This window comes from Chitinophaga sp. W2I13 (assembly GCF_050434005.1).
GTDB lineage: Bacteria > Bacteroidota > Bacteroidia > Chitinophagales > Chitinophagaceae > Chitinophaga.
Window position 1 is genome coordinate 5,597,011 of record NZ_JBNPWD010000001.1, and the last position, 18,679, is coordinate 5,615,689.

Annotated in this window: 19 protein-coding genes; 15 read left to right on the plus strand and 4 right to left on the minus strand. The window is 46.2% G+C overall.

Annotation, left to right across the window (positions count from 1 at the left end):
* The first annotated feature begins 5 nt into the window (after nucleotides 1-5).
* The 11 genes from QFZ48_RS23130 (at nucleotide 6) to QFZ48_RS23180 (ending at nucleotide 13,015) form a co-directional block, all read left to right on the plus strand.
* Nucleotides 6-1,391, plus strand: coding sequence for a RagB/SusD family nutrient uptake outer membrane protein (locus tag QFZ48_RS23130; protein WP_429063833.1), 1,386 nt, complete (start codon nucleotides 6-8; stop codon nucleotides 1,389-1,391).
* Nucleotides 1,392-1,401: 10 nt separating this feature from the next.
* Nucleotides 1,402-2,133 (plus strand): RNA polymerase sigma factor, encoded by a 732-nt coding sequence (locus QFZ48_RS23135; protein ID WP_429049232.1) that lies wholly within the window; start codon nucleotides 1,402-1,404, stop codon nucleotides 2,131-2,133.
* 106 nt (nucleotides 2,134-2,239) lie between these two features.
* Nucleotides 2,240-2,707: a DUF2059 domain-containing protein gene (locus tag QFZ48_RS23140; protein ID WP_429049229.1), complete on the plus strand. Its 468-nt coding sequence runs from the start codon at nucleotides 2,240-2,242 to the stop codon at nucleotides 2,705-2,707.
* A 67-nt stretch (nucleotides 2,708-2,774) separates the two neighbouring features.
* A complete protein-coding gene (locus tag QFZ48_RS23145; RefSeq protein ID WP_429049227.1) occupies nucleotides 2,775-3,704 on the plus strand; it encodes an ABC transporter ATP-binding protein in 930 nt (309 codons plus the stop codon).
* A gap of 10 nt (nucleotides 3,705-3,714) precedes the next feature.
* Nucleotides 3,715-6,057, plus strand: a complete 2,343-nt coding sequence (locus QFZ48_RS23150; protein WP_429063835.1) for a Gldg family protein — start codon at nucleotides 3,715-3,717, stop codon at nucleotides 6,055-6,057.
* 12 nt (nucleotides 6,058-6,069) lie between these two features.
* Entirely contained in the window at nucleotides 6,070-8,418 is a 2,349-nt protein-coding gene (locus tag QFZ48_RS23155; RefSeq protein ID WP_429063836.1) for a Gldg family protein, read from the plus strand.
* A 26-nt stretch (nucleotides 8,419-8,444) separates the two neighbouring features.
* Entirely contained in the window at nucleotides 8,445-9,776 is a 1,332-nt protein-coding gene (locus QFZ48_RS23160; protein WP_429063838.1) for a MutS-related protein, read from the plus strand.
* Nucleotides 9,777-9,830: 54 nt separating this feature from the next.
* On the plus strand, nucleotides 9,831-11,156 hold the full coding sequence (locus tag QFZ48_RS23165) for a MutS-related protein (RefSeq protein ID WP_429063839.1): 1,326 nt from the start codon (nucleotides 9,831-9,833) through the stop codon (nucleotides 11,154-11,156).
* Nucleotides 11,153-12,094: a S1 family peptidase gene (locus tag QFZ48_RS23170; protein ID WP_429049214.1), complete on the plus strand. Its 942-nt coding sequence runs from the start codon at nucleotides 11,153-11,155 to the stop codon at nucleotides 12,092-12,094. The genes QFZ48_RS23165 and QFZ48_RS23170 overlap by 4 nt, the downstream gene beginning before the upstream one ends.
* A 127-nt stretch (nucleotides 12,095-12,221) precedes the next feature.
* Nucleotides 12,222-12,572 carry a hypothetical protein gene (locus QFZ48_RS23175; protein ID WP_429049213.1) on the plus strand — a complete coding sequence of 117 codons (351 nt, stop codon included), beginning with the start codon at nucleotides 12,222-12,224 and terminating at the stop codon, nucleotides 12,570-12,572.
* A gap of 53 nt (nucleotides 12,573-12,625) precedes the next feature.
* Nucleotides 12,626-13,015, plus strand: coding sequence for a DUF1801 domain-containing protein (locus tag QFZ48_RS23180; RefSeq protein ID WP_429063841.1), 390 nt, complete (start codon nucleotides 12,626-12,628; stop codon nucleotides 13,013-13,015).
* 15 nt (nucleotides 13,016-13,030) lie between these two features.
* Here the strand turns inward: QFZ48_RS23180 and QFZ48_RS23185 are convergent, their stop codons facing one another.
* From QFZ48_RS23185 to QFZ48_RS23195, 3 genes are all read right to left on the minus strand, one after another.
* The gene (locus QFZ48_RS23185) at nucleotides 13,031-13,360 is read right to left on the minus strand and encodes a hypothetical protein (protein WP_370911973.1); all 330 of its coding nucleotides are present in this window, start codon (nucleotides 13,358-13,360) and stop codon (nucleotides 13,031-13,033) included.
* Between the two features lie 103 nt (nucleotides 13,361-13,463).
* Nucleotides 13,464-14,285 (minus strand): helix-turn-helix domain-containing protein, encoded by an 822-nt coding sequence (locus QFZ48_RS23190; protein ID WP_429063843.1) that lies wholly within the window; start codon nucleotides 14,283-14,285, stop codon nucleotides 13,464-13,466.
* Between the two features lie 71 nt (nucleotides 14,286-14,356).
* On the minus strand, nucleotides 14,357-15,379 hold the full coding sequence (locus QFZ48_RS23195) for an SDR family NAD(P)-dependent oxidoreductase (RefSeq protein ID WP_429049206.1): 1,023 nt from the start codon (nucleotides 15,377-15,379) through the stop codon (nucleotides 14,357-14,359).
* Between the two features lie 188 nt (nucleotides 15,380-15,567).
* Between QFZ48_RS23195 and QFZ48_RS23200 the strand changes: the two genes are divergently transcribed.
* The 3 genes from QFZ48_RS23200 to QFZ48_RS23210 are packed head-to-tail and all read left to right on the plus strand — an operon-like array spanning nucleotide 15,568 to nucleotide 17,163.
* Nucleotides 15,568-15,747 (plus strand): hypothetical protein, encoded by a 180-nt coding sequence (locus QFZ48_RS23200; RefSeq protein ID WP_429049204.1) that lies wholly within the window; start codon nucleotides 15,568-15,570, stop codon nucleotides 15,745-15,747.
* An 11-nt stretch (nucleotides 15,748-15,758) separates the two neighbouring features.
* Nucleotides 15,759-16,511, plus strand: a complete 753-nt coding sequence (locus QFZ48_RS23205) for a DUF2314 domain-containing protein (protein WP_429049201.1) — start codon at nucleotides 15,759-15,761, stop codon at nucleotides 16,509-16,511.
* Nucleotides 16,512-16,530: 19 nt separating this feature from the next.
* Nucleotides 16,531-17,163 (plus strand): ankyrin repeat domain-containing protein, encoded by a 633-nt coding sequence (locus tag QFZ48_RS23210; protein WP_429063845.1) that lies wholly within the window; start codon nucleotides 16,531-16,533, stop codon nucleotides 17,161-17,163.
* Between the two features lie 6 nt (nucleotides 17,164-17,169).
* On the opposite strand, the gene QFZ48_RS23215 is transcribed toward QFZ48_RS23210, so the two are convergent.
* The gene (locus QFZ48_RS23215) at nucleotides 17,170-17,979 is read right to left on the minus strand and encodes a class I SAM-dependent methyltransferase (RefSeq protein WP_429049196.1); all 810 of its coding nucleotides are present in this window, start codon (nucleotides 17,977-17,979) and stop codon (nucleotides 17,170-17,172) included.
* Nucleotides 17,980-18,207: 228 nt separating this feature from the next.
* Between QFZ48_RS23215 and QFZ48_RS23220 the strand changes: the two genes are divergently transcribed.
* Nucleotides 18,208-18,648, plus strand: a complete 441-nt coding sequence (locus tag QFZ48_RS23220; RefSeq protein ID WP_429063846.1) for a hypothetical protein — start codon at nucleotides 18,208-18,210, stop codon at nucleotides 18,646-18,648.
* Nucleotides 18,649-18,679 lie beyond the last annotated feature (31 nt).

Genomic DNA, 18,679 nt, shown 5'->3' on the forward strand with positions numbered 1-18,679 from the left:
CGAATATGAAAAGAAAATTTTTACGGCATAGTAGCCTGTCAGTGATGATCGCTGCGCTTTGCATACTCCTGCTCCTGTCGGCTGGTTGCAAAAAATTCTTTGATGTGCGTCCCAGCACTACCAGCATCAATCCTACTACGCTGGGGGATTTTGAAGAGATGCTGAATAATGATTCCATGGCGATATGCAATTACCTGTTGGCCGACTTCATGAGCGATGATGTACGGCTGGAAGATGCGCACCTGTCTGCCGATGCCGCTTCATCCTATACGCGTTCTTATTTATGGGAACAATCGATCTGGAAACCGGGTGATGCGGACTTTATGTACAACGCGTCGTATACCCGCATCCTGCAAATGAATATTATATTGGAACGGATAGGCCGTTCAGCAGGCAGCGAACAACAGAAAAATGTGATCCGTGCACAGGCGCAAATTAACCGTGCATGGTATTACCTGCAATTAGCCAGTTTGTATGGAACAGATTACCAGGCGGCAACAGCTGCCGCCGACCTGGCTGTTCCTTTGGTATTGTTTCCTGATGCCAGTGCACAACCGGTGAGGGCTACCGTACAACAGGTATACGACCAGGTTATCAGCGATCTGACGGCTGCAGTAGCCACGCCGGGTTTACCGGGTATGGGCCAGGATGTGGTGCATCCCGGCAAAGCAGCGGGGTATGCATTACTGGCAAGAATTTATCTGAACATGGCTAAATATCCGGATGCACTCAACGCTGCACAATCAGCATTAGCCATTAACAGCCAGCTGCTGAAATATACCCGGGATTATGCACCATCTTCCAGCCTGCTCGACCTGTCGAAGAATCCGGAAATATTACTTGCCAGGCTGTGCATCGATTATGATTTCTACAGCATCCGGCATACCGGGCTTAATATTAGTCCCAGCCTTCGTGCCGTACTGGACAGCAATGATATAAGGTTGCTCAACAATTTTGCAGATGGGGGACTTTATATTAACGGCCTCGCCTTTAGTGGAACAGCCTATGATTATAGCCTTGGCGTACCGGAAGTAATGCTGATAAAAGCAGAATGCCTCGCCAGGCAGCAGGATGCAGCGGGAGCGCTGGCGTTGGTGAATGAGCTTAGAAAAAACCGCCTGGTTACCTATGCCCCGCTGAACAGCAGTACAGATGTGCTGACCACGGTATTAGAGGAAAGAAGGAGGGAACTCTTTTATCACGGAGGGCTCCGGCTCTTTGATCTGAAAAGGCTGAACAGGGATAGCCGCTTTGCACAAACCCTGCAAAGGTTCGCCGATAACGGCACTACGCTGAAGGCCACATTAACCGCTAATTCACCGCGTTACCTGATGCCTTTTTCGCCCCTCATTATTGCTAATAACCCCGCTATTATACAGAACCCACGGTAAAATCAGCGTCATGATAACGATGAACCAGTCGATAGAAAATCAGTTACGTCCCGCCAATGAAGCGGGAACAGATCGTATGTGTTTTGAAGACGAAGCAGGATTTAATGAAATCGTACGATGTTATTCCACGAAGCTGCTCACCATTGTTACTTATATCACCCGGAGCCGGCAAACAGCGGAGGATATTGTACAGGAAACTTTCCTGCGGTTGTGGGAAAAACGGGTGGCAATCACACCGGATAATGTGGGCGGCTGGCTATATAGAGTGGCCACTAACCTGGCCATGGGACATTTGAAAAGAGAGTCCTGCAAAACCAGGGTATATGCTTCTTTACGTACATCGCAGCAGGAATTTTCTACCGAAGTGGAAGAGCGTTTGGTACAAAAAGAAAACAGGATTGTTTTAAATAAAATATATGCCCGGCTACCTGAACAACAACAGGCCGTATACCACCTGAGCAAAGTGGGCGGGCTCTCCAGGGATGAAATTGCGCATCATTTGAAGATCTCTCCGCATACTGTTAAAAACCATCTGGGCAGAGCCGTTCAATATATAAAAGAACATATTGGCGGGGTTACCCTCTTCATTTTATTTTTCGTTTTTAACAATATATTTTTTAATCGCACTAGTACAAAAGTGAAGTCTGATAGTTTATATACTATACAGCAACAGGCAAACGGCAAACCAATATTCCCTTTAAAATCAGGTGTGTCCGAATTAATGAAACTGGCGCTGAAATAAGGCCGTCATTGATCCGGATGGGTGAATGAATTCGTGGAGCATTTCATGAAACAGGATTCGCTATGCCTAAAGAAAAAGAAATTATTCAACAATTAATATAAAAAACATGAGATCAAGAACACTCTTACTGGCCGCTATGATGATCTGCGGAACATTTGCTGCACACGCACAACAGGATAATACAAAACAGTACCAGAAAATAGAGCAGCTGTTTGCTGCGATGAACCTGGAAGAAGCCTATAAGCAATCAGCTATTGTGGCGGCCGACCAAACCGCTGCAGGTTCGCCGCAACTGGCTGGAAAGAAGGAAGAAGTGCGGGCCTTTTTTATCAAATACGCGTCGTATCCGGCCTGCAAAAATGACCTGCTGAAGTTGTACGCAAAATATTACAGTACGGAAGAAATAGAAGTGCTGACAGCATTTTACAAAACATCGGCCGGAAAGAAACAGCTGACCACTGCTGCCCAGTTACAGATGGAATCGGCGCAAATGATGAGTAGCAACCTGCAGGCCCACGCGGAAGAATTGAATAAATTAAATACGCCTGCTGCCGGCGGTCCTCAGACCCGTTAGTTGTACCGTACAAACCGCCGTTATTGCGCAACGTATTTAACAAGCAAATTGTCAAACGAATAAATTTATGACTTCCATTTTAAGAACGGAAAATCTTTCTCACCGGTATTCCAGTACCTGGGCCATCCGCGACATCAATATTGAGGTGGGGCAATCAGGCATAGTAGGCTTGCTGGGCTCAAACGGCGCCGGCAAATCTACCACCATGAATATTATTTGCGGTGTGCTGAATCAAACGGAAGGAAGCGTGTATATCAATGGCATTGATCTCAGAAAGCATCCGGAGGCGGCGAAGAAAGAGATCGGGTTCTTACCGCAGAATCCTCCGTTGTACACGGATCTCACTATCGACGAATACCTCACCTACTGCGCGCAACTCAGGCTGATGGAAAATGATAAGATCAAACCGGCTGTGGAAGAAGCCAAGGAACGTTGCGGCATCACACACTTCAGCTCCCGGCTCATCAAAAACCTGTCAGGTGGCTACCGTCAGCGGGTTGGTATTGCGCAGGCTATTATCCACAAGCCCAAACTTGTGGTGATGGACGAACCTACCAACGGGCTTGATCCCAACCAGTTGATTGAAGCCAGAAAACTGATCAGGGAAATAGCCATCGATCATTCTGTGCTTTTATCCTCGCATATCTTGTCCGAAATCAATTTGCTCTGCAAAGAGATCATCATGATAGAGGCGGGCCGGATGGTGTTTTCAGACAGTATGGATGCGTTCAATAATTATGTGCAGTCGAAAATTATGCTTTTACGCATGGACAACCCTCCGCCGAAAAGCGACCTGTTAAAAATTCAGGGCGTTACCCAGGTGGAATTTATGACGGACAAACAAGCGAGGGTTTATTTCGATGGCAGTCATGAAGATATTTCGGACCGGCTGATAAGGGCGAGTGTGGAACAGGGGTGGAAGTTAAAAGAGATAGCGCTTGACAAGGGCCTGCTCGATGATGTTTTCAAACAACTATCCTCCCAGTCTCCACAATAAAGCGCAACTAATGAAGACGATATTTCAAATAGCAAAGAATGAGCTTCGTAACCTGTTCTATTCACCAATAGCCTGGTTTCTGCTGATTGTTTTCCTGGTGATGTGTGCGTATTTTTATACCGGCACCACTTATACCTGGGCCAAGCTGGCCCACCTGGCGTATTCCAATGATCCTAACTGGGTTTGGCGTGCCACGCAATCCGGGACTTCGAGTATTTTCCTGGATGGCGACGGTATCCTGGTCAATGTATTACAGAGCATCTATTTGTTTGTGCCCCTTCTTACGATGGGGATCATCAGCCGCGAGATCAACAGCGGGACCATTAAACTGCTGTACTCTTCACCGGTTAAATTAAGCCGGATCATCCTTGGGAAGTATCTTGCATTGATGATCTATAACCTGCTGCTGGTCCTTATCCTCAGCATTTTTATTATCTCCGGGTTTTTCGATATCAAATCGCTCGACTATGGCCCGCTATTATCGACACTGTTTGGGTTTTACCTGTTGTTGTGCGCTTTTACGGCCATCGGTTTTTACATGTCCAGTCTGACAACCTATCCCATTGTGTCTGCCATCGCCAGTTTTACGGTGTTTTTTGTACTGATGAGTATCGGGCGCTTATGGCAACAGTATGATTTTGTAAGAGATCTTACCTGGTTCCTTTCTATTGCGGGACGTACTGAAAAAATGGTGATCGGCCTGATCACTACTAAAGACGTGATCTACTATCTTATTATCATCTACCTGTTTATCAGTTTTACGTTATTAAAACTGCAGGCCGGGCGTGAAGCCAAACCCTGGCTTGTAAAAGCCGGCAGATACGTGGCAGTGATCGTGGTGGGCCTCTTGATGGGCTACATCAGTTCGCGTCCCCGCTTTACCGGGTATTGGGATACCACCGCCGGGCAAATCAATACACTCCTTCCGCACTCACAGAAAATTATCAAATCATTCGACGATAGTCCGCTTGAAGTAACGCTGTACACCAATTTACTTGGTGCCGCTGCGCAGCATGGCCTTCCGGAATGGCGCAATATTTACCTGAAGCGCTGCTGGGAAAATTATCTCCGTTTTAACTGGAACATCGATTTTAAGTATGAATATTATTACGATGTTGACAGCACCGATGCGACCAACACTGTTTTCAAACAGTTTCCGGGAAAGAGCCTGGAACAGATAGCAGGGGAAGTAGCGAAAGTGCTCAAAGTGGATGTATCCTCCTTTAAGCCTCCGGCGGAGATGCGCAAGCTCATTGATCTTAAACCGGAAGGTTACCGCCTTGTGATGCAACTGAAATATAAAGACCGCGCTGTTTTCCTGCGGACATATGGCAGTGTCGAATGGCCCAGCCCTGCAAATATCGATGTAGCACTGGAAAGGCTGCGTGGTGTTAAAATGCCGAAAGTAGCCTTTGTTAGCGGAGACCTGGAACGTAGTATTTACAAGCGTGGAGAACGGGAGTTGTTCCTCCAGGTAATAAACAACGATAATTCCGGGGCATTGGTGAATACCGGCTTTGATGTGGACACCGTTAACCTGTCTACACAGGACATTGCGCCTGATGTGACCACGGTGGTACTGGCCGATCCAAAAATGGAATTAGGCGCTGCTGCATTGAGCAAACTTAAAAGCTATATAAGCAGGGGGGGTAATATGCTGATACTGGGCGAACCCGGTAAACAACATATTTTGAACCCCGTACTTGAGGAGACCGGCGTTCAGTACGTGAACGGCAAGCTGGCACAGCCCGGCTATAATAATGCGCCGGATATGGTGACGCCTTATATGACGGCGGCAGGCCTCCGTATTGCGCATGAAGAACCCGCCTTGCTGATGAATCGTTTATGGTCCAACGGCGTGTATGACGACACGCTAAAAATACAGATGCCTTCCGCTATGGGAATTGCTTATTCATCGGATAGCGGCTTTACCGCAAAACCATTGTTTGCAACGGTTCCCGGAGCCGTATGGTCAAAAGCCGGAAAATTTGTAACGGACTCCGTTGCCCCGGTATTCAGTCCGCAGGAAGGCGACATTCAGTTTAACGCTTTTGCTACCTGTATTCAGCTAACGCGGCAAATCAATAACAAGGAACAACGGATGATTGTGTGTGGCGATGCCGACTTTCTTAGCGACAGGGTATCATACGCGGGTTGGGTGAGCAGGACATTCTACTGGTGGCTGAGTGATGGCCGTATGCCGCTTTACTCAATCTATCCGTATGCCAGCGACAATATGCTGCTGCTCAGCCCGGCCAGGGCAACGGTACAAAGAATAGCATACCTGTGGGTATTGCCTGGTATATTAATCTTCCTGAGCACTGTATTGCTGATCAGGAGAAAAAGGAAATAAATAAGCGCACCCATGAAGTTATTATTTAGAATTGCAAAGAATGAATTCCGGTACCTGTTTTACTCACCCATTGCATGGTTTCTGATCATCGTGTTCCTGGTGCAATGTGCGCTCGTGTATACGAGTCCTGTTTATGACCTGGCACTTTACCAGGATATGGTGCTGAAAAACAATCCCATGCCCAGAATATCGATGGCGACGGAATCATTAACCCTCAAGGTTTTCCTGATGGGTGGCATATTCTCCCGTGCGATAGGAAATCTGTATCTCTTTATCCCTTTGCTCACTATGGGGTTGGTGAGCCGGGAAATCAATAACGGGACGGTTAAGTTATTGTATTCTTCGCCGGTTCAGCTGCGGCAGATTGTACTGGGAAAATACCTGGGTATTATGCTTTACAGCCTGCTGCTGATAGGGATCATCGGAATTTTTATGATCACCGGAATTTTTAATATTAAAGATGCTGATTACGGCATATTGTTTTCTGCCGCCCTGGGTTTTTACATGATTGTATGTGCTTATTCAGCCATCGGGTTATTTATGTCCAGTCTTTCCACTTACCAGATCGTATCGGCGCTCGCCAGTTTTACGATCATTTTTATCCTCAGCCGGATCGGTGGACTGTGGCAGAAATATGATTTTGTAAGGGACCTTACCTATTTCCTGTCTCTTCAAAACCGTACCGGGAAAATGTTGCAGGGATTGGTCACCACTAAAGATGTCATCTATTTTATAGTGGTTTCATCGATGTTCGTTGGCTTTACACTGATAAAACTAAGGAATGGCAGGGAAGTTAAACCCTGGTACATAAAAGCAGGCCGCTTTGCAGGCGTTTTTGCGGCAACCCTTATAATAGGCTATGTCACTTCCCGCCCGGCACTCACCGGTTACTGGGATACCTCCGCCACCAAAATGAATACCATACATCCCCGTACACAGCAGCTCCTGAAGGAAATGGGTGATACCACGCTGGAGGTTACGCTGTATACCAACCTGGTAGACCGCATGGTATCTAGTGGACTTCCCGACGTGCGGAATGTAAATTACCTGGGCGATTTCTGGGAAGCCTACTTACGTTTTAAGCCCGGTATCTCATTTAAGTATGAATACTATTACGATAACGACGCTAAAGCAACGGACAGCGCATTGTATAAAATGCTTCCTGGTAAAAGCCTGAAACAGATTGCAACGGAGTTTGCAGAATCGCTGGACATGGACTTGTCGATGTTTAAGACACCGGAAGAAATGCGCAGGATGATTGATCTTAAACCCGAGGGCTATCGCCTGATCATGCAATTAAAATACAAGGGACGCACCGAATACCTGCGCACTTTTGAAGATAATTTTGTATGGTCCGATGAGCAGAACATGAATGCGGCCCTTAAGCATTTATTATATGGAGATGTACCAAAGTTATTATTTGTAAGCGGCGAGCTTGAGCGCAATATTTATAAAAAAGGGGAGCGGGAATATGCTTTTCATACCACGTTAAAAATAGCGCGCAATGCTTTGGTGAATATGGGCTTTGACGTAGATACCATCAACCTTGCCACGCAGCATATTCCGGAGGGGATTACGGCACTTATACTGGCCGATCCCAAAATGGACCTGAGTCCTGCTGTGCATGATAAACTTAAAAACTATATCGATGCAGGTGGTAATATGCTGATCACCGGTGAACCCGGCAAACAATATGTACTCAACCCATTGCTGAAGCAAATCGGCGTGCAACTGATGAATGGGCAGCTGGTGCAGCCAACGTATAATGAAACCCCCGACAGGGTAATGCCCTATCTCACAGCAACAGCGGCCGGTCTTGCTGAAGAGCCTCTGGTGCTGTACTTGCGGAAGATGCTACAGGCGCATAATACCCCTGATTCAGTACAAACGCAGATGCGCGGGGTTGCGGGAATTTCCTACGCCGGGGATAGCACCTTTAAGGTGGCGCCCTTGGCTATGACCAGTCCTGGTCGTGTATGGCTGAAAGCGGGCGACCTGGTAACGGATTCCACGCTTCCTCCATTTAACCCGCTGGCAGGCGATATAAAACAAGCTTCCTTTCCCACCATGGTGCAATTAACAAGGTCCATTCATGGGAAAGAGCAACGGATCGTTGTGTGTGGCGATGCCGATTTTTTGAGTAACAACCAGACGGGGGACCACTCTGTTGGCAGGGCACTTTATAGCTGGTTAAACTATAACCAGTACCCTGTTTATACACCGCGTCCACAACCGGAAGATACCCGTTTACAGATCAATGCGGCTATTGCCGGTGTACAGAAAATTGTATACATATGGGTGCTGCCGGGTGTGATACTGTTACTGGGCACCATACTACTGATCCGCAGGAAACGCAAATAAGCATACTTCTACTAAATACACATCAGATGTTACGAACCGACGAACAAACCATAGACGACCTTGGAATATTTGGAAAGAAAAGCGGCAGCGGGATTTATGATATCTATAACCGCTCGCACACCAGGGGCGGCGAGGCCTTACTGGAAGAGATGTTCCGCAGCCCTTTGTCTGATAAGGACACTATCAACCGGCGCAGCAGCATCATCGAAAATTTTGCGCGGCTGGGCATGTCCTTCCCTTACAATGCTTCGTTATTTGACATGGCGGAGAAGTATCTTATCAGCGGGGAAAAAAATGCAAAAAGCAAAAACGATCCAACCTTACTCGGTGAAAAAGAGGTGCAAAACGGGGTAGGAGCGGTAATAGAGCTTATCCGGCTTACGAAAAAATTTGTTGAGCAGCCAGATGTGAAAAATATACCTGCTTACGCATCGGAGTGTGAAGCCATTACCCGGTTGCTGGCGGATCCTGTTTTTGAACCTGCACTCAAAGAACAACCCAAAGGAAAACTGTCTTATGGTGCTGTTACGGCTTATGATGCCCTGTTCAGGGTAAGCGACCGGCCCAAGGTGGAAAAATTGCTAGGCTGTATCTACTACCTGGATGTGTATATGTCTGTTGCCAAAACAGCTACAGAAAGGAATTTTATTTTCCCAAAGGCGTTGGACAAGGGATTGTGCGAACTCAAACTGGAAGGCGTATATCATCCCGCATTAAAGAACCCGGTTGGCAATGATATTACGATGAACGCTGCACAGAATGTGATTTTTCTGACCGGCGCCAATATGGCTGGTAAGTCCACCTTTCTCCGTTCCTTGAGTACCGCTTTGTACCTGGCGCATATGGGATTCCCGGTGGCTGCAAAAGCTATGACCTTCTCCGTTATGGATGGTATTTATACCACGGTGAACCTGCCCGATAACCTGGGCATGGGCGCCAGCCATTTTTATGCGGAGGTACTGAGGGTGAAAAAAATGGCGACAGAGTTAAGCTCCGGGCAATCATTTTTTATTTTATTCGATGAACTGTTCCGCGGTACCAATGTAAAAGACGCCCATGAAGCCACTGTTGCTGTTACAAATGGCTTTGCAACAAAACAAAACAGCATGTTCATTATTTCCTCGCATATCGTGGAAGCAGGAGAGGAGCTTAAGAAAAAAAGCAACATCGACTTTCTTTACCTGCCCACACGAATGAACAACCATGTACCGGAATATACTTACACACTGGAAAAAGGTATTACAGATGACCGGCACGGCATGGTGATCATCCGTAATGAAGATATCCTGAACATACTGGAGAAAGGGAAGAAGAAAAGAGCGCCGGAGTCAGCATCTCAAAAGGTGAAGCCAGTATAAATCAGCCAGGAGCCGTTTGGGAATTAATCACCGGTAAAAAAAATAACTGTTCGTATGAGTTTTGGAATCGACAAACAAACCCTTGATGAACTGAACCTGCTGGGTAAGTTCCGGCAGGGATCAGTATATCATTTATTTAACCGCGTAAAAACGCGTGGTGGAGAGCAGCTGCTTGACAACATGTTCCGCTTTCCTTTGAATAGTGAAACCGCGATCAATGAGCGGAGCAGTATTTTTCAGTATTTCCAGCAGGCAAAGCTCTCTTTCCCCTTTGATGTGCAGCAGGTAAGCCTTATGCGGGAGTACCTTGATATGCAGGCGAATAAAAATGCTGCGCTGGTATTGGCTGGTACACTAATTAAAAAATGGCTTTCTACGCTGACAAGGGACGAACAGTATAAAAAAAATGTACAGGGATTACAGGCAACTATCATTACCCTGAACAAGTGCCATGCTTTTGTAACAGCTATGTATCCGGCGGAAAATCCCTATTATTCCCGTGTGCAGGCAATGAAGGATATCTTATCGGATAGGCGGATTGAAATCCTTCGGAATATCGACATCTACCAGGCATTGCCGATAAAAACCTTAGCCAGTTACGATCATCTGTTGAAGGGAAGGCTGCACCGGCAAATGGAAGATATTTTACAATTTATTTATGAAACAGATGTATACATTTCCGTGAGCGCTGTGGCGGCAGAAAAAGCATTCAGCTATGCCCGGGCGCTGCCGCCGGAAGCCAATGTGTTATCGGCTTCGGGGCTTGCCCATCCATGTATCGACGGGGCCGTAGGCAACCGGATCTTCATGGATGCAGACAGTAATGTATTATTCCTCACAGGAGCTAATATGGCAGGTAAATCCACGCTGATGAAATCGGTGGGTATCGGATGTTACCTGGCGCACATGGGCTTCCCGGTGGCGGCGGAGCGCATGGAATTCTCCGTGAGGGAAGGATTGTATACCTCCATCAATGTGGCAGATAATATCGGTCTCGGCTACAGCCATTTTTACGCCGAGGTAGTAAGAGTAAAACAGGCCGCGGAAGCGGCGGCGAGCGGCAAAAGGCTGCTGCTCATGTTTGATGAGCTGTTTAAAGGAACGAATGTAAAAGATGCTTACGACGGTACACTTGCTGTAACGGAGGGTTTTTCCGGTTACGAAGAATGCCTGTTCATCGTTTCTACACATATTATTGAAGTGGGCGAAGCGTTGAAGTACCGCGGCAATATTCATTTTGTATACATGCCTACGGTGATGGATGGCGCTTATCCCCGTTATACTTACCAGTTGCAGGAAGGGATTACGGAAGACCGGCAAGGGATGATGATTATCCGCAACGAAGGTATCTTAGAACTGTTGTACAACAAATCATCATGACTAAAAATACATGCTTATTAACGGGCATCCTTATAGTATCCGGATTATTGCGGGCCGGGGCGCAAAGTTCATCTACCGCCGATATGTACACCAGCTATCAGCACTACTATAGTGGCTTGAAATTTATGCCTCCCGGTAAAAGTGCCATGATACAGGATTTGAAGGACAGCACAGCACTGCTGGCCGACGAAGCATCTCCGGCAGGAAATAAAATCAAACTCCTTCCCGCCACCACCAAGGCACTGGCCGATGAAGAAATTTATGCCAGGAGGAAAAGCAGTGTATTCATTGTGGGGAAACTGCAGAAGACCGTGAACAGCACAGACCCGTTATCGTTCGCTTTAACAGGCACTGCTTTCGCGCTAAACGCCGATGGGATATGTGTAACCAACTATCATGTATTGAAAGGCATTATTGTAAATGATAGTCCGGATGCTGTGAAAGACAGCGTTTACTTTATTATTACCTGGGACAAACAGCTCTATTTCATAGAAAAGATACTCGCCTATTCCCAAAACAATGATCTCGCCGTTTTCAAGGTGAATACCAATGGTAATAAACTCCTGCCGGTACCGATAGGGAAGCCTGCGGAAGTAGGGGCGGCCGTTTACTGCATTTCCCATCCTACCGGTTATTTTTATTATTTCAGTAAAGGAATGGTAGCAAGAAATGTGACCATCAGTGCCCGGCAGACAGCGGCCGGCTATAATCCACTGGGTAAGCCGCCCATCCGGATGGAGATTACCGCCGACTATGGCGTGGGTTCAAGCGGGGGACCAGTATTGGACAAACGCGGTAATCTTGTTGGAATAATTTCGGCTACCATGCCGCTGGGATCCATGATTAAAGACGATACAGGTAACGTTACAGGGCACCAGCAAATGGTGATAAAGGATACTTTGCCCGTGAGTGCATTATTGGAGTTGCTGGGCAATTAAAATCTTCAAAAGATCTGTCGGTAATTTCCAGATAGTCTTATATTTAGATGTGAGATTAAAATGGGAAATACTATCCGGAAGGCGATTTCATCCCAGGCTTTATTGATTACACTATAAAAAGTAATGTATGAAATTTCTTTCCCTGCAACCATTTGTTCCTTCGGGAAGTGATTTTGAAAGATCAAAGCAGTTATTTTCAGCGTTAGGGTTTAGTATCAGTTTTGAGGCACCAGGTTATGCCGGTTTTGAGAAAGACGGCTGCCGGTTTATTTTGCAGGACTACGATGTTCCTGACTTTGCCCAAAACTTTATGATCACTGTACAGGTTGAAAGCGTAAGTGAATTCAGAAGTGAAGTGATCGATAAAAAACTGCCGGATCTGTTCGGGATACGGATCGGTGAAGTAACACAGCAGCCTTACGGAAAAGAAGTGAATATTATTGATATAGCAGGTGTGTGCTGGCATTTTGTTGAATAATTTATTTGTATTTTTTATTTGAGCCTATTGTTTTCGTTTACAAAACCTGCAATATGAACAAAGAAATACAGGCCTACAATGATTCATTGTCAGCCGCAGATAAGGCTATTGGTGATAAGCTGGCCCGGGAAATTAACAAGTATCTGACCAACGCAGAAAGTAAAATATGGCACCGGCACCCGGTGTGGTTCCTGAATGGCAATCCCATTGTTGGGTACAGTAAATTAAAAGACAGTGTGCGCCTGTTATTTTGGAGCGGACAATCGTTTGAGGAAGAAGATCTGCAACCGGAAGGTACTTTCAAGGCCGCAGAGGCGCGGTACACCGATGTAAAACAGATAGACACCGGGCTGCTAAAACGCTGGCTCGAAAAAGGCACAAAGATCCAATGGGATTATAAAAATATCGTCAGGCGGAAAGGTGTGCTGGAACGATTGCTGTAGCAGCGTTTTAGCTTTCTATACCGTAACCCGCTGCAATAACTTCCTGCTTTCTTTACTCACAAAAGTAATCGGCACAAACTTGTCTGTAGGTGCGCCGATATAATATACGGTCCATTCCGGATCGTGATGCGACAGCATTTCACTGATACAATCTGCCCGGTGGCCCATGGGATTGGAACAATCGTCCCAGTAAAACAATTCTACCCGGTAGTGCAGCTGCTGCTTCTGGTTGTTGATGGTCACTTCAACTTCAATCTCCTGCTTACCCGGGAGTGGGGGAATAGGAATCACGATGTGGCTCATGGTGTTGTTGTTATACAAGCGTTTCCGCAAGAAGGTTGCCATATCCGGGCAGTATGCACATACATCACTTATGTATAATTGTTTCCTATAATTGTTCATACACGGGCGCGGGGTGTCCGAAAACGGACAGTTTAAAGCAAAAAGGTCAACGGGGGGCACTGTTATTGAATAGCGCGTTAGGCGGATACCCGAAATAATTTTTAAATGCACTTGAAAAATGCGACAGGTTTTCAAAGCCTACTTCAAAATAAACGTCAATGGGTTTCCGCTTCTTTTCCGACATCTGGTAATGCGCCAGCTGCAGTCTTTTTTCTGTCAGCCATTTTTGCGGCGTGGTATGATAGGTCTTTTTAAAATCCCTTCTGAAAGTCGCCAGGCTCCGGCCGGTTAGGTAGCCAAACCGGTCCATCGTCATGTTAAACATGAAATGCCGCTCCATAAAATCGGAAAGATCTATTTTCCCCGGCTCGTCAAAGTCGGCCAGGAGGCCATCCACGCTTTTGTCGATAGACCTCAGTATGCTGATGGCTTCTTCAATTTTAATAGCAGCGATATCCCGCGGAAGGTTTTCTCCCAGATCAAAATAGGGGATCAGGGAAGCAAGACAACTTTCCAGCAACGGGTGTTTGGAGAAGTGATATATTTTTGAATGAGAGGCCGTTCGCCCGGCTGCTTTATGCCGGGAATAAAAATCCCGCAGCCTTTCTTTGGTTAAATGCATGGCTACTGCTTTATGCGGCATCCCGTTTTTCGGGTAATTGATCACCGTTGTCAATTGATTGCGTGGAATCAGGAAAATATCGCCGGTATTAAAAGTATAGGCAGCATCAGCCTGTATAATTTTTGTTTCACCAGAGATAAACCAAACCAGGATATGGTGTTCAAATATTACTTCCGTTTTGAACCCTTTGCCGTTAAACTCCGACAGCTTGATATCCGGCGTAATATATTTCGTTTCAAACTCCATTTTTTAACAATAGATTTAAGCCGAATATAAGAATTCGGCTTGTGAGAGAAGATTTTAATTGTGGGTAATTATCACTTGACAGGAAATGCAATACCCGTTAGTTTTTCCGTTAATGCCCACAGCTTCCTGGCATTTTCAGCATCCACCGAATAAGGTTTTACGCCTCTCAGGGAAGAAGGATCGTTATAGTTGTGTGCAATATTTCCTTCATCCGGTCCGGCTACGTCTGCATCCTCGCAGTATACGCCACCTATGTCATTTAACCGGGGGGTAGTTGCGCACCATACGGATGTTGCAGCGCCCTGCTCGATCGTTTTGAGTGTGGCCGCAACCTCCGGCCGGATATTTCCCGCTTCATCATGCGTACCCATTTGCTGGAACAGGGCTATGGGCGCAACACGACCGAGGTCCGTACCATTTACCGATCCGGGATGCACGGAAAAAGCACGTACGCCAAACACTTTGCCGCGATGATCAAGTTCCACCGTAAAAAGATTATTCGCTGTTTTTGATTGTCCATAGCCCTGCAATGTTTCATACTCCCGGGAGCTAAAATTCGGATCGTCAAAATTGAAGGGCGCCATCTGGTGACCGTATGATGATACATTCACCACACGCGCACCACTGCTTCTTTTCAGAGCAGGCCAGAGTTTTGCTGTTAGCTGAAAATGACCTAAGTGGTTGGTGGAAAGTTGTGACTCATAACCCCGTTTATCGCGTTGCAGAGGTACCCACATAATACCTGCATTATTAACCAGTATATCCAGTGTATTATTGGCAGAAAGGAATTTTTCTGCAAAAGCATTGATAGACGCAGGGTCCATAAGATCCATTGCTTCGATGGTTACGTTACTGATCCCTTGTAGATTATTGGCCGCTTTGCGGATATCACGGGCGGGTACTGTCACCTTTGCGCCGGCGGCAACAAACGTTTTAACAGTTTCAAGTCCTATGCCTGCATAGCCGCCGGTAACAATAGCTGTTTTACCGCTGAGGTCAATACCCTTTATCACGTCGTGTACGGTAGAGGTGGCGTTAAACCCGGAGTGGATAGGTTGCTGAAGGGCGCCGTTATAATTGTCTTTTAAATTCATCGTTTTAAATTTTATGAAACAAAGCTAGCGACAGCCCGATGAAACCGTTTTGTTTAAAACGTCAAAGTACTTTGTTTAAAACGTCATTTATTATCCGGTTTGGTAACAGTCATTAAGCATCTGCTCCGCAGTCTGATCATCGCGGAATTTCGGAATTAGTTCAAATCAATCTTTTCCTATATTGCAGTATGAAAATATTATTGATAGCCATAACGCTAACCGGTTTCTGCAGCTGCTACAATAGTAAGGAAGGCTATGATGAAAGCCGCGAATTGGTGCCCAATCCTGAGGGATATAAGAAAGATACCTTTATTCAATCATCCGCGGACACCGTTGCCCGGATAGATACTGTTAGCAAGAAAAAATAAATATTTTAAATATGGCAGAGAAGACCATCTTTTATTCCGAATCAGATAATCCGGAAATGATTAAAGCCTTTCATAAAGCACAGGAAACATTTAAGTATTTCTGGAGAGAACTTTCCTGGGAGTACCGGCGAATTGTTCCTGCATTAGACCTGGCTTGTGTTAAAATAGCCTTCATGCAAAATGTGGCGCATCAAACAACTCCGCTGGTAGAGCATATGTGGATTAATGAAGTGGAATTTGATGGCGATATGATTAGCGGCGTACTTATAAATGATCCGACTGAGCTGACAAATATCAAGAATGGAGACTTTGTGGAAGTACCGCTAAGTCAGGTCAGCGACTGGTTATTCAGCAGCCAGGGAGATACCTATGGAGGATTTACCATACAGCTGTTAAGGTCCACCATGGGCAAGTCGGAACGTAAGCAACATGATGAGGCCTGGGGATTGAATTTTGGGAACTACCAGGATATTCAGCTCGTTTATGGACAAAAGGAACACCCGGAACATCTTATTGAGCACCCTATGAGTATTAATATGAAGGATAGCTTAGTGAAATTTCTACATGAGCATCCGCAGGAAATAACTAATCAGAACGAAGCCGGGTATACACTTTTGCACAGGGAAACAATATCAGGCAACCGGAGTTCTGTTGAAATTTTGTTGCAGCTGGGGGCGGATAAAACCATTAAAACCGGTAAAGGAAAAGTAGCATTGGATTTTGCAAAGCAGCTTGGTTGGGAACACCTGGTTCCATTGCTTTAGTAACTTTATTTAAACTCCCATGAAAGAACTGATCAGCAATAAAGACTATGAGGGAATCGAAAAGGCGCTCTCTCAAAATCCTTCACTGGCTAATGAAGGGATTCCTTTTGATGAAAAGAATACGACCAAAGCCCATCCGTTGCATCGGATCTGTGACGGCGTATTTGCCCATACTTATACGGATCAGGAAGCCGTGGAGATGGCCCGGATATTTTTAGCGCATGGCGCAAACGTTAATGGCAATGAGTTGACCGAAGGACGCGACACGCCGCTGATTGCAGCGGCCAGTTTGCATGCGGAGGAAGTAGGTATTTTATACATAGAAAATGGCGCGGCTATTGATCATGCCGGTTGTCATGGCGGAACGGCTTTGCACTGGGGTGCCTGGACAGGACAGGATAAGCTGCTAGCAAGACTGATCCGGGAAAACGCAGACATTCATAAACGATGTATAGATTTTAAAGGAACCCCGCTTTTGTGGGCTGTTCACGGGCTCAAACACGGAGGCCCGGAAAACCGGCATCACCAGGTTGAATGCGTGCGGTTGCTGATAGCAGCAGGCGCCGACAAAACCGTTCCCAATATAGACGGCACCACCCCATTGGAATTTCTTGAGGAGGCCGATAAGGACTTAATTGACCTGTTAAAATAAACGGACTTACTTTTGCCCGATGCCTGCCAGCGCGCTCAATTCAAATTCAAAAGCCGCTGGTCCGAACCGTTGAATAAGCTGTTGCTCCAGTTCATTTGCCACGCGATCGTAGGAAGCAGGCGCCTTTTCCTTTGCCTGCCGGCCCAGCGGATGCTGGTGAAAATAACTGTTTACCACATGTTTGGCAGAAGGGGCATGTCCTTTAATTTTCAGATACACGGCTTTATGGCTGGTAAATCCGGCTTCTTTAAGGTAGTTGTTCAGCACTTGCGGATCATGCAGCGCGAACGGTGTATGGAAGCGGCTTGTATCTTCTCCTTCAAATAAGGGAATAATTGTTTCGTCGATCAGCAGTTTAAATAATTCCATGCTGCCAGTATGATCCCAGGTAGTGAACACAAAATGACCGCCGGGCTTCAGTACACGGAATGCTTCATTCACGCCGCCCTGCTTATCCGGCAGGAACATTAATCCAAACTGGTTTACAACCAGGTCGAAGGACTGATCTGCGAAAGGTAATGCCTGCGCATCGGCCAACTGAAAAGTTATAGCAGAATGATTTAATTGCTGTTGCGCCAACTCCAGCATATCAGGGTTGATATCGGTAGCCGTGATACGGGTAGATGCAGGAAAGTTTTCCCGGAGGTGTTTGGTGAGCCTGCCGCTTCCGGATGCTATTTCCAGGATAGACGTTGCGGGAAGGGTAACAACATGTGGCAGCAACGCTTTGGCCGATGGTTCAAAAATGAGAGGACCCAGGTGTTCCTCATAGTTGGAAGCGTCGTTTCTTGTAATTTTATATACTTCTTTATTCATAACTGTGTATTTAAAAAGATGCCTGTTGAGGTTTTGAAGTGGTAAAATAACATTTTTTCTTACTTTTACCTTCTTACCTAGCTAAAGAAGGAGATCGCAGCCGGAAAGTTTTTTCGATGGTAGAAAGTTTGTAATCATTATCTGCCATGCGTTTAATACTTCTTTCATTATGCCCTGTTACAAAAGCTACTTTAGCCGGCTCTGTTACCAGCCTTTTTATAGCCGGGATTGAAACTGTTAGGTAATTCACCAGCCTTCCAACAGGATGATATCGTTATTAGCTTTTCGGGAGCAGGCAGTATTGCCGGCAACGCCAACAATGACTATCACATCACGCCGCTGATTGTAAGCAACACCGCCAATACATTCAAACGCACGGCGCCTATCGACGACAGCCTGCGTACCGCGGTATTCACGCCGGAACTTAACGATGAGCGGGGTGCTTTCCCGATGACAGTCGCTTTAACAAGAGAACATAATGGCCGTCAGCAACGGATCATTGTTTCGGCAGATGCCGACTTTATGAGTAATGCCGAGCTGCTGAGAAATAATATCCGCACCGCCAATTTTCTTTTTACCACGGAGTTGTTCCGTTGGTTCACTTATGGATTATTCCCGGTGGATACTTCCCGCCCGCCGTTAACAGATAGCGACCTGCGGATCAGTTAGTGCTTTCCGGGTATTTAAATATACCTGGTTC

What these genes read in the sequence shown, in the direction of transcription:
- QFZ48_RS23145 (WP_429049227.1), top strand. Translation starts at nt 2,775, where the DNA reads ATGACTTCCATTTTAAGAACGGAAAATCTTTCTCACCGGTATTCCAGT.
- QFZ48_RS23155 (WP_429063836.1), top strand. Translation starts at nt 6,070, where the DNA reads ATGAAGTTATTATTTAGAATTGCAAAGAATGAATTCCGGTACCTGTTT.
- QFZ48_RS23160 (WP_429063838.1), top strand. Translation starts at nt 8,445, where the DNA reads ATGTTACGAACCGACGAACAAACCATAGACGACCTTGGAATATTTGGA.
- QFZ48_RS23140 (WP_429049229.1), top strand. Translation starts at nt 2,240, where the DNA reads ATGAGATCAAGAACACTCTTACTGGCCGCTATGATGATCTGCGGAACA.
- QFZ48_RS23210 (WP_429063845.1), top strand. Translation starts at nt 16,531, where the DNA reads ATGAAAGAACTGATCAGCAATAAAGACTATGAGGGAATCGAAAAGGCG.
- QFZ48_RS23135 (WP_429049232.1), top strand. Translation starts at nt 1,402, where the DNA reads ATGATAACGATGAACCAGTCGATAGAAAATCAGTTACGTCCCGCCAAT.
- QFZ48_RS23215 (WP_429049196.1), bottom strand. Translation starts at nt 17,979, where the DNA reads ATGAATAAAGAAGTATATAAAATTACAAGAAACGACGCTTCCAACTAT.
- QFZ48_RS23185 (WP_370911973.1), bottom strand. Translation starts at nt 13,360, where the DNA reads ATGGCAACCTTCTTGCGGAAACGCTTGTATAACAACAACACCATGAGC.
- QFZ48_RS23180 (WP_429063841.1), top strand. Translation starts at nt 12,626, where the DNA reads ATGAACAAAGAAATACAGGCCTACAATGATTCATTGTCAGCCGCAGAT.
- QFZ48_RS23130 (WP_429063833.1), top strand. Translation starts at nt 6, where the DNA reads ATGAAAAGAAAATTTTTACGGCATAGTAGCCTGTCAGTGATGATCGCT.
- QFZ48_RS23165 (WP_429063839.1), top strand. Translation starts at nt 9,831, where the DNA reads ATGAGTTTTGGAATCGACAAACAAACCCTTGATGAACTGAACCTGCTG.
- QFZ48_RS23205 (WP_429049201.1), top strand. Translation starts at nt 15,759, where the DNA reads ATGGCAGAGAAGACCATCTTTTATTCCGAATCAGATAATCCGGAAATG.
- QFZ48_RS23170 (WP_429049214.1), top strand. Translation starts at nt 11,153, where the DNA reads ATGACTAAAAATACATGCTTATTAACGGGCATCCTTATAGTATCCGGA.
- QFZ48_RS23190 (WP_429063843.1), bottom strand. Translation starts at nt 14,285, where the DNA reads ATGGAGTTTGAAACGAAATATATTACGCCGGATATCAAGCTGTCGGAG.
- QFZ48_RS23175 (WP_429049213.1), top strand. Translation starts at nt 12,222, where the DNA reads ATGAAATTTCTTTCCCTGCAACCATTTGTTCCTTCGGGAAGTGATTTT.
- QFZ48_RS23150 (WP_429063835.1), top strand. Translation starts at nt 3,715, where the DNA reads ATGAAGACGATATTTCAAATAGCAAAGAATGAGCTTCGTAACCTGTTC.
- QFZ48_RS23195 (WP_429049206.1), bottom strand. Translation starts at nt 15,379, where the DNA reads ATGAATTTAAAAGACAATTATAACGGCGCCCTTCAGCAACCTATCCAC.
- QFZ48_RS23200 (WP_429049204.1), top strand. Translation starts at nt 15,568, where the DNA reads ATGAAAATATTATTGATAGCCATAACGCTAACCGGTTTCTGCAGCTGC.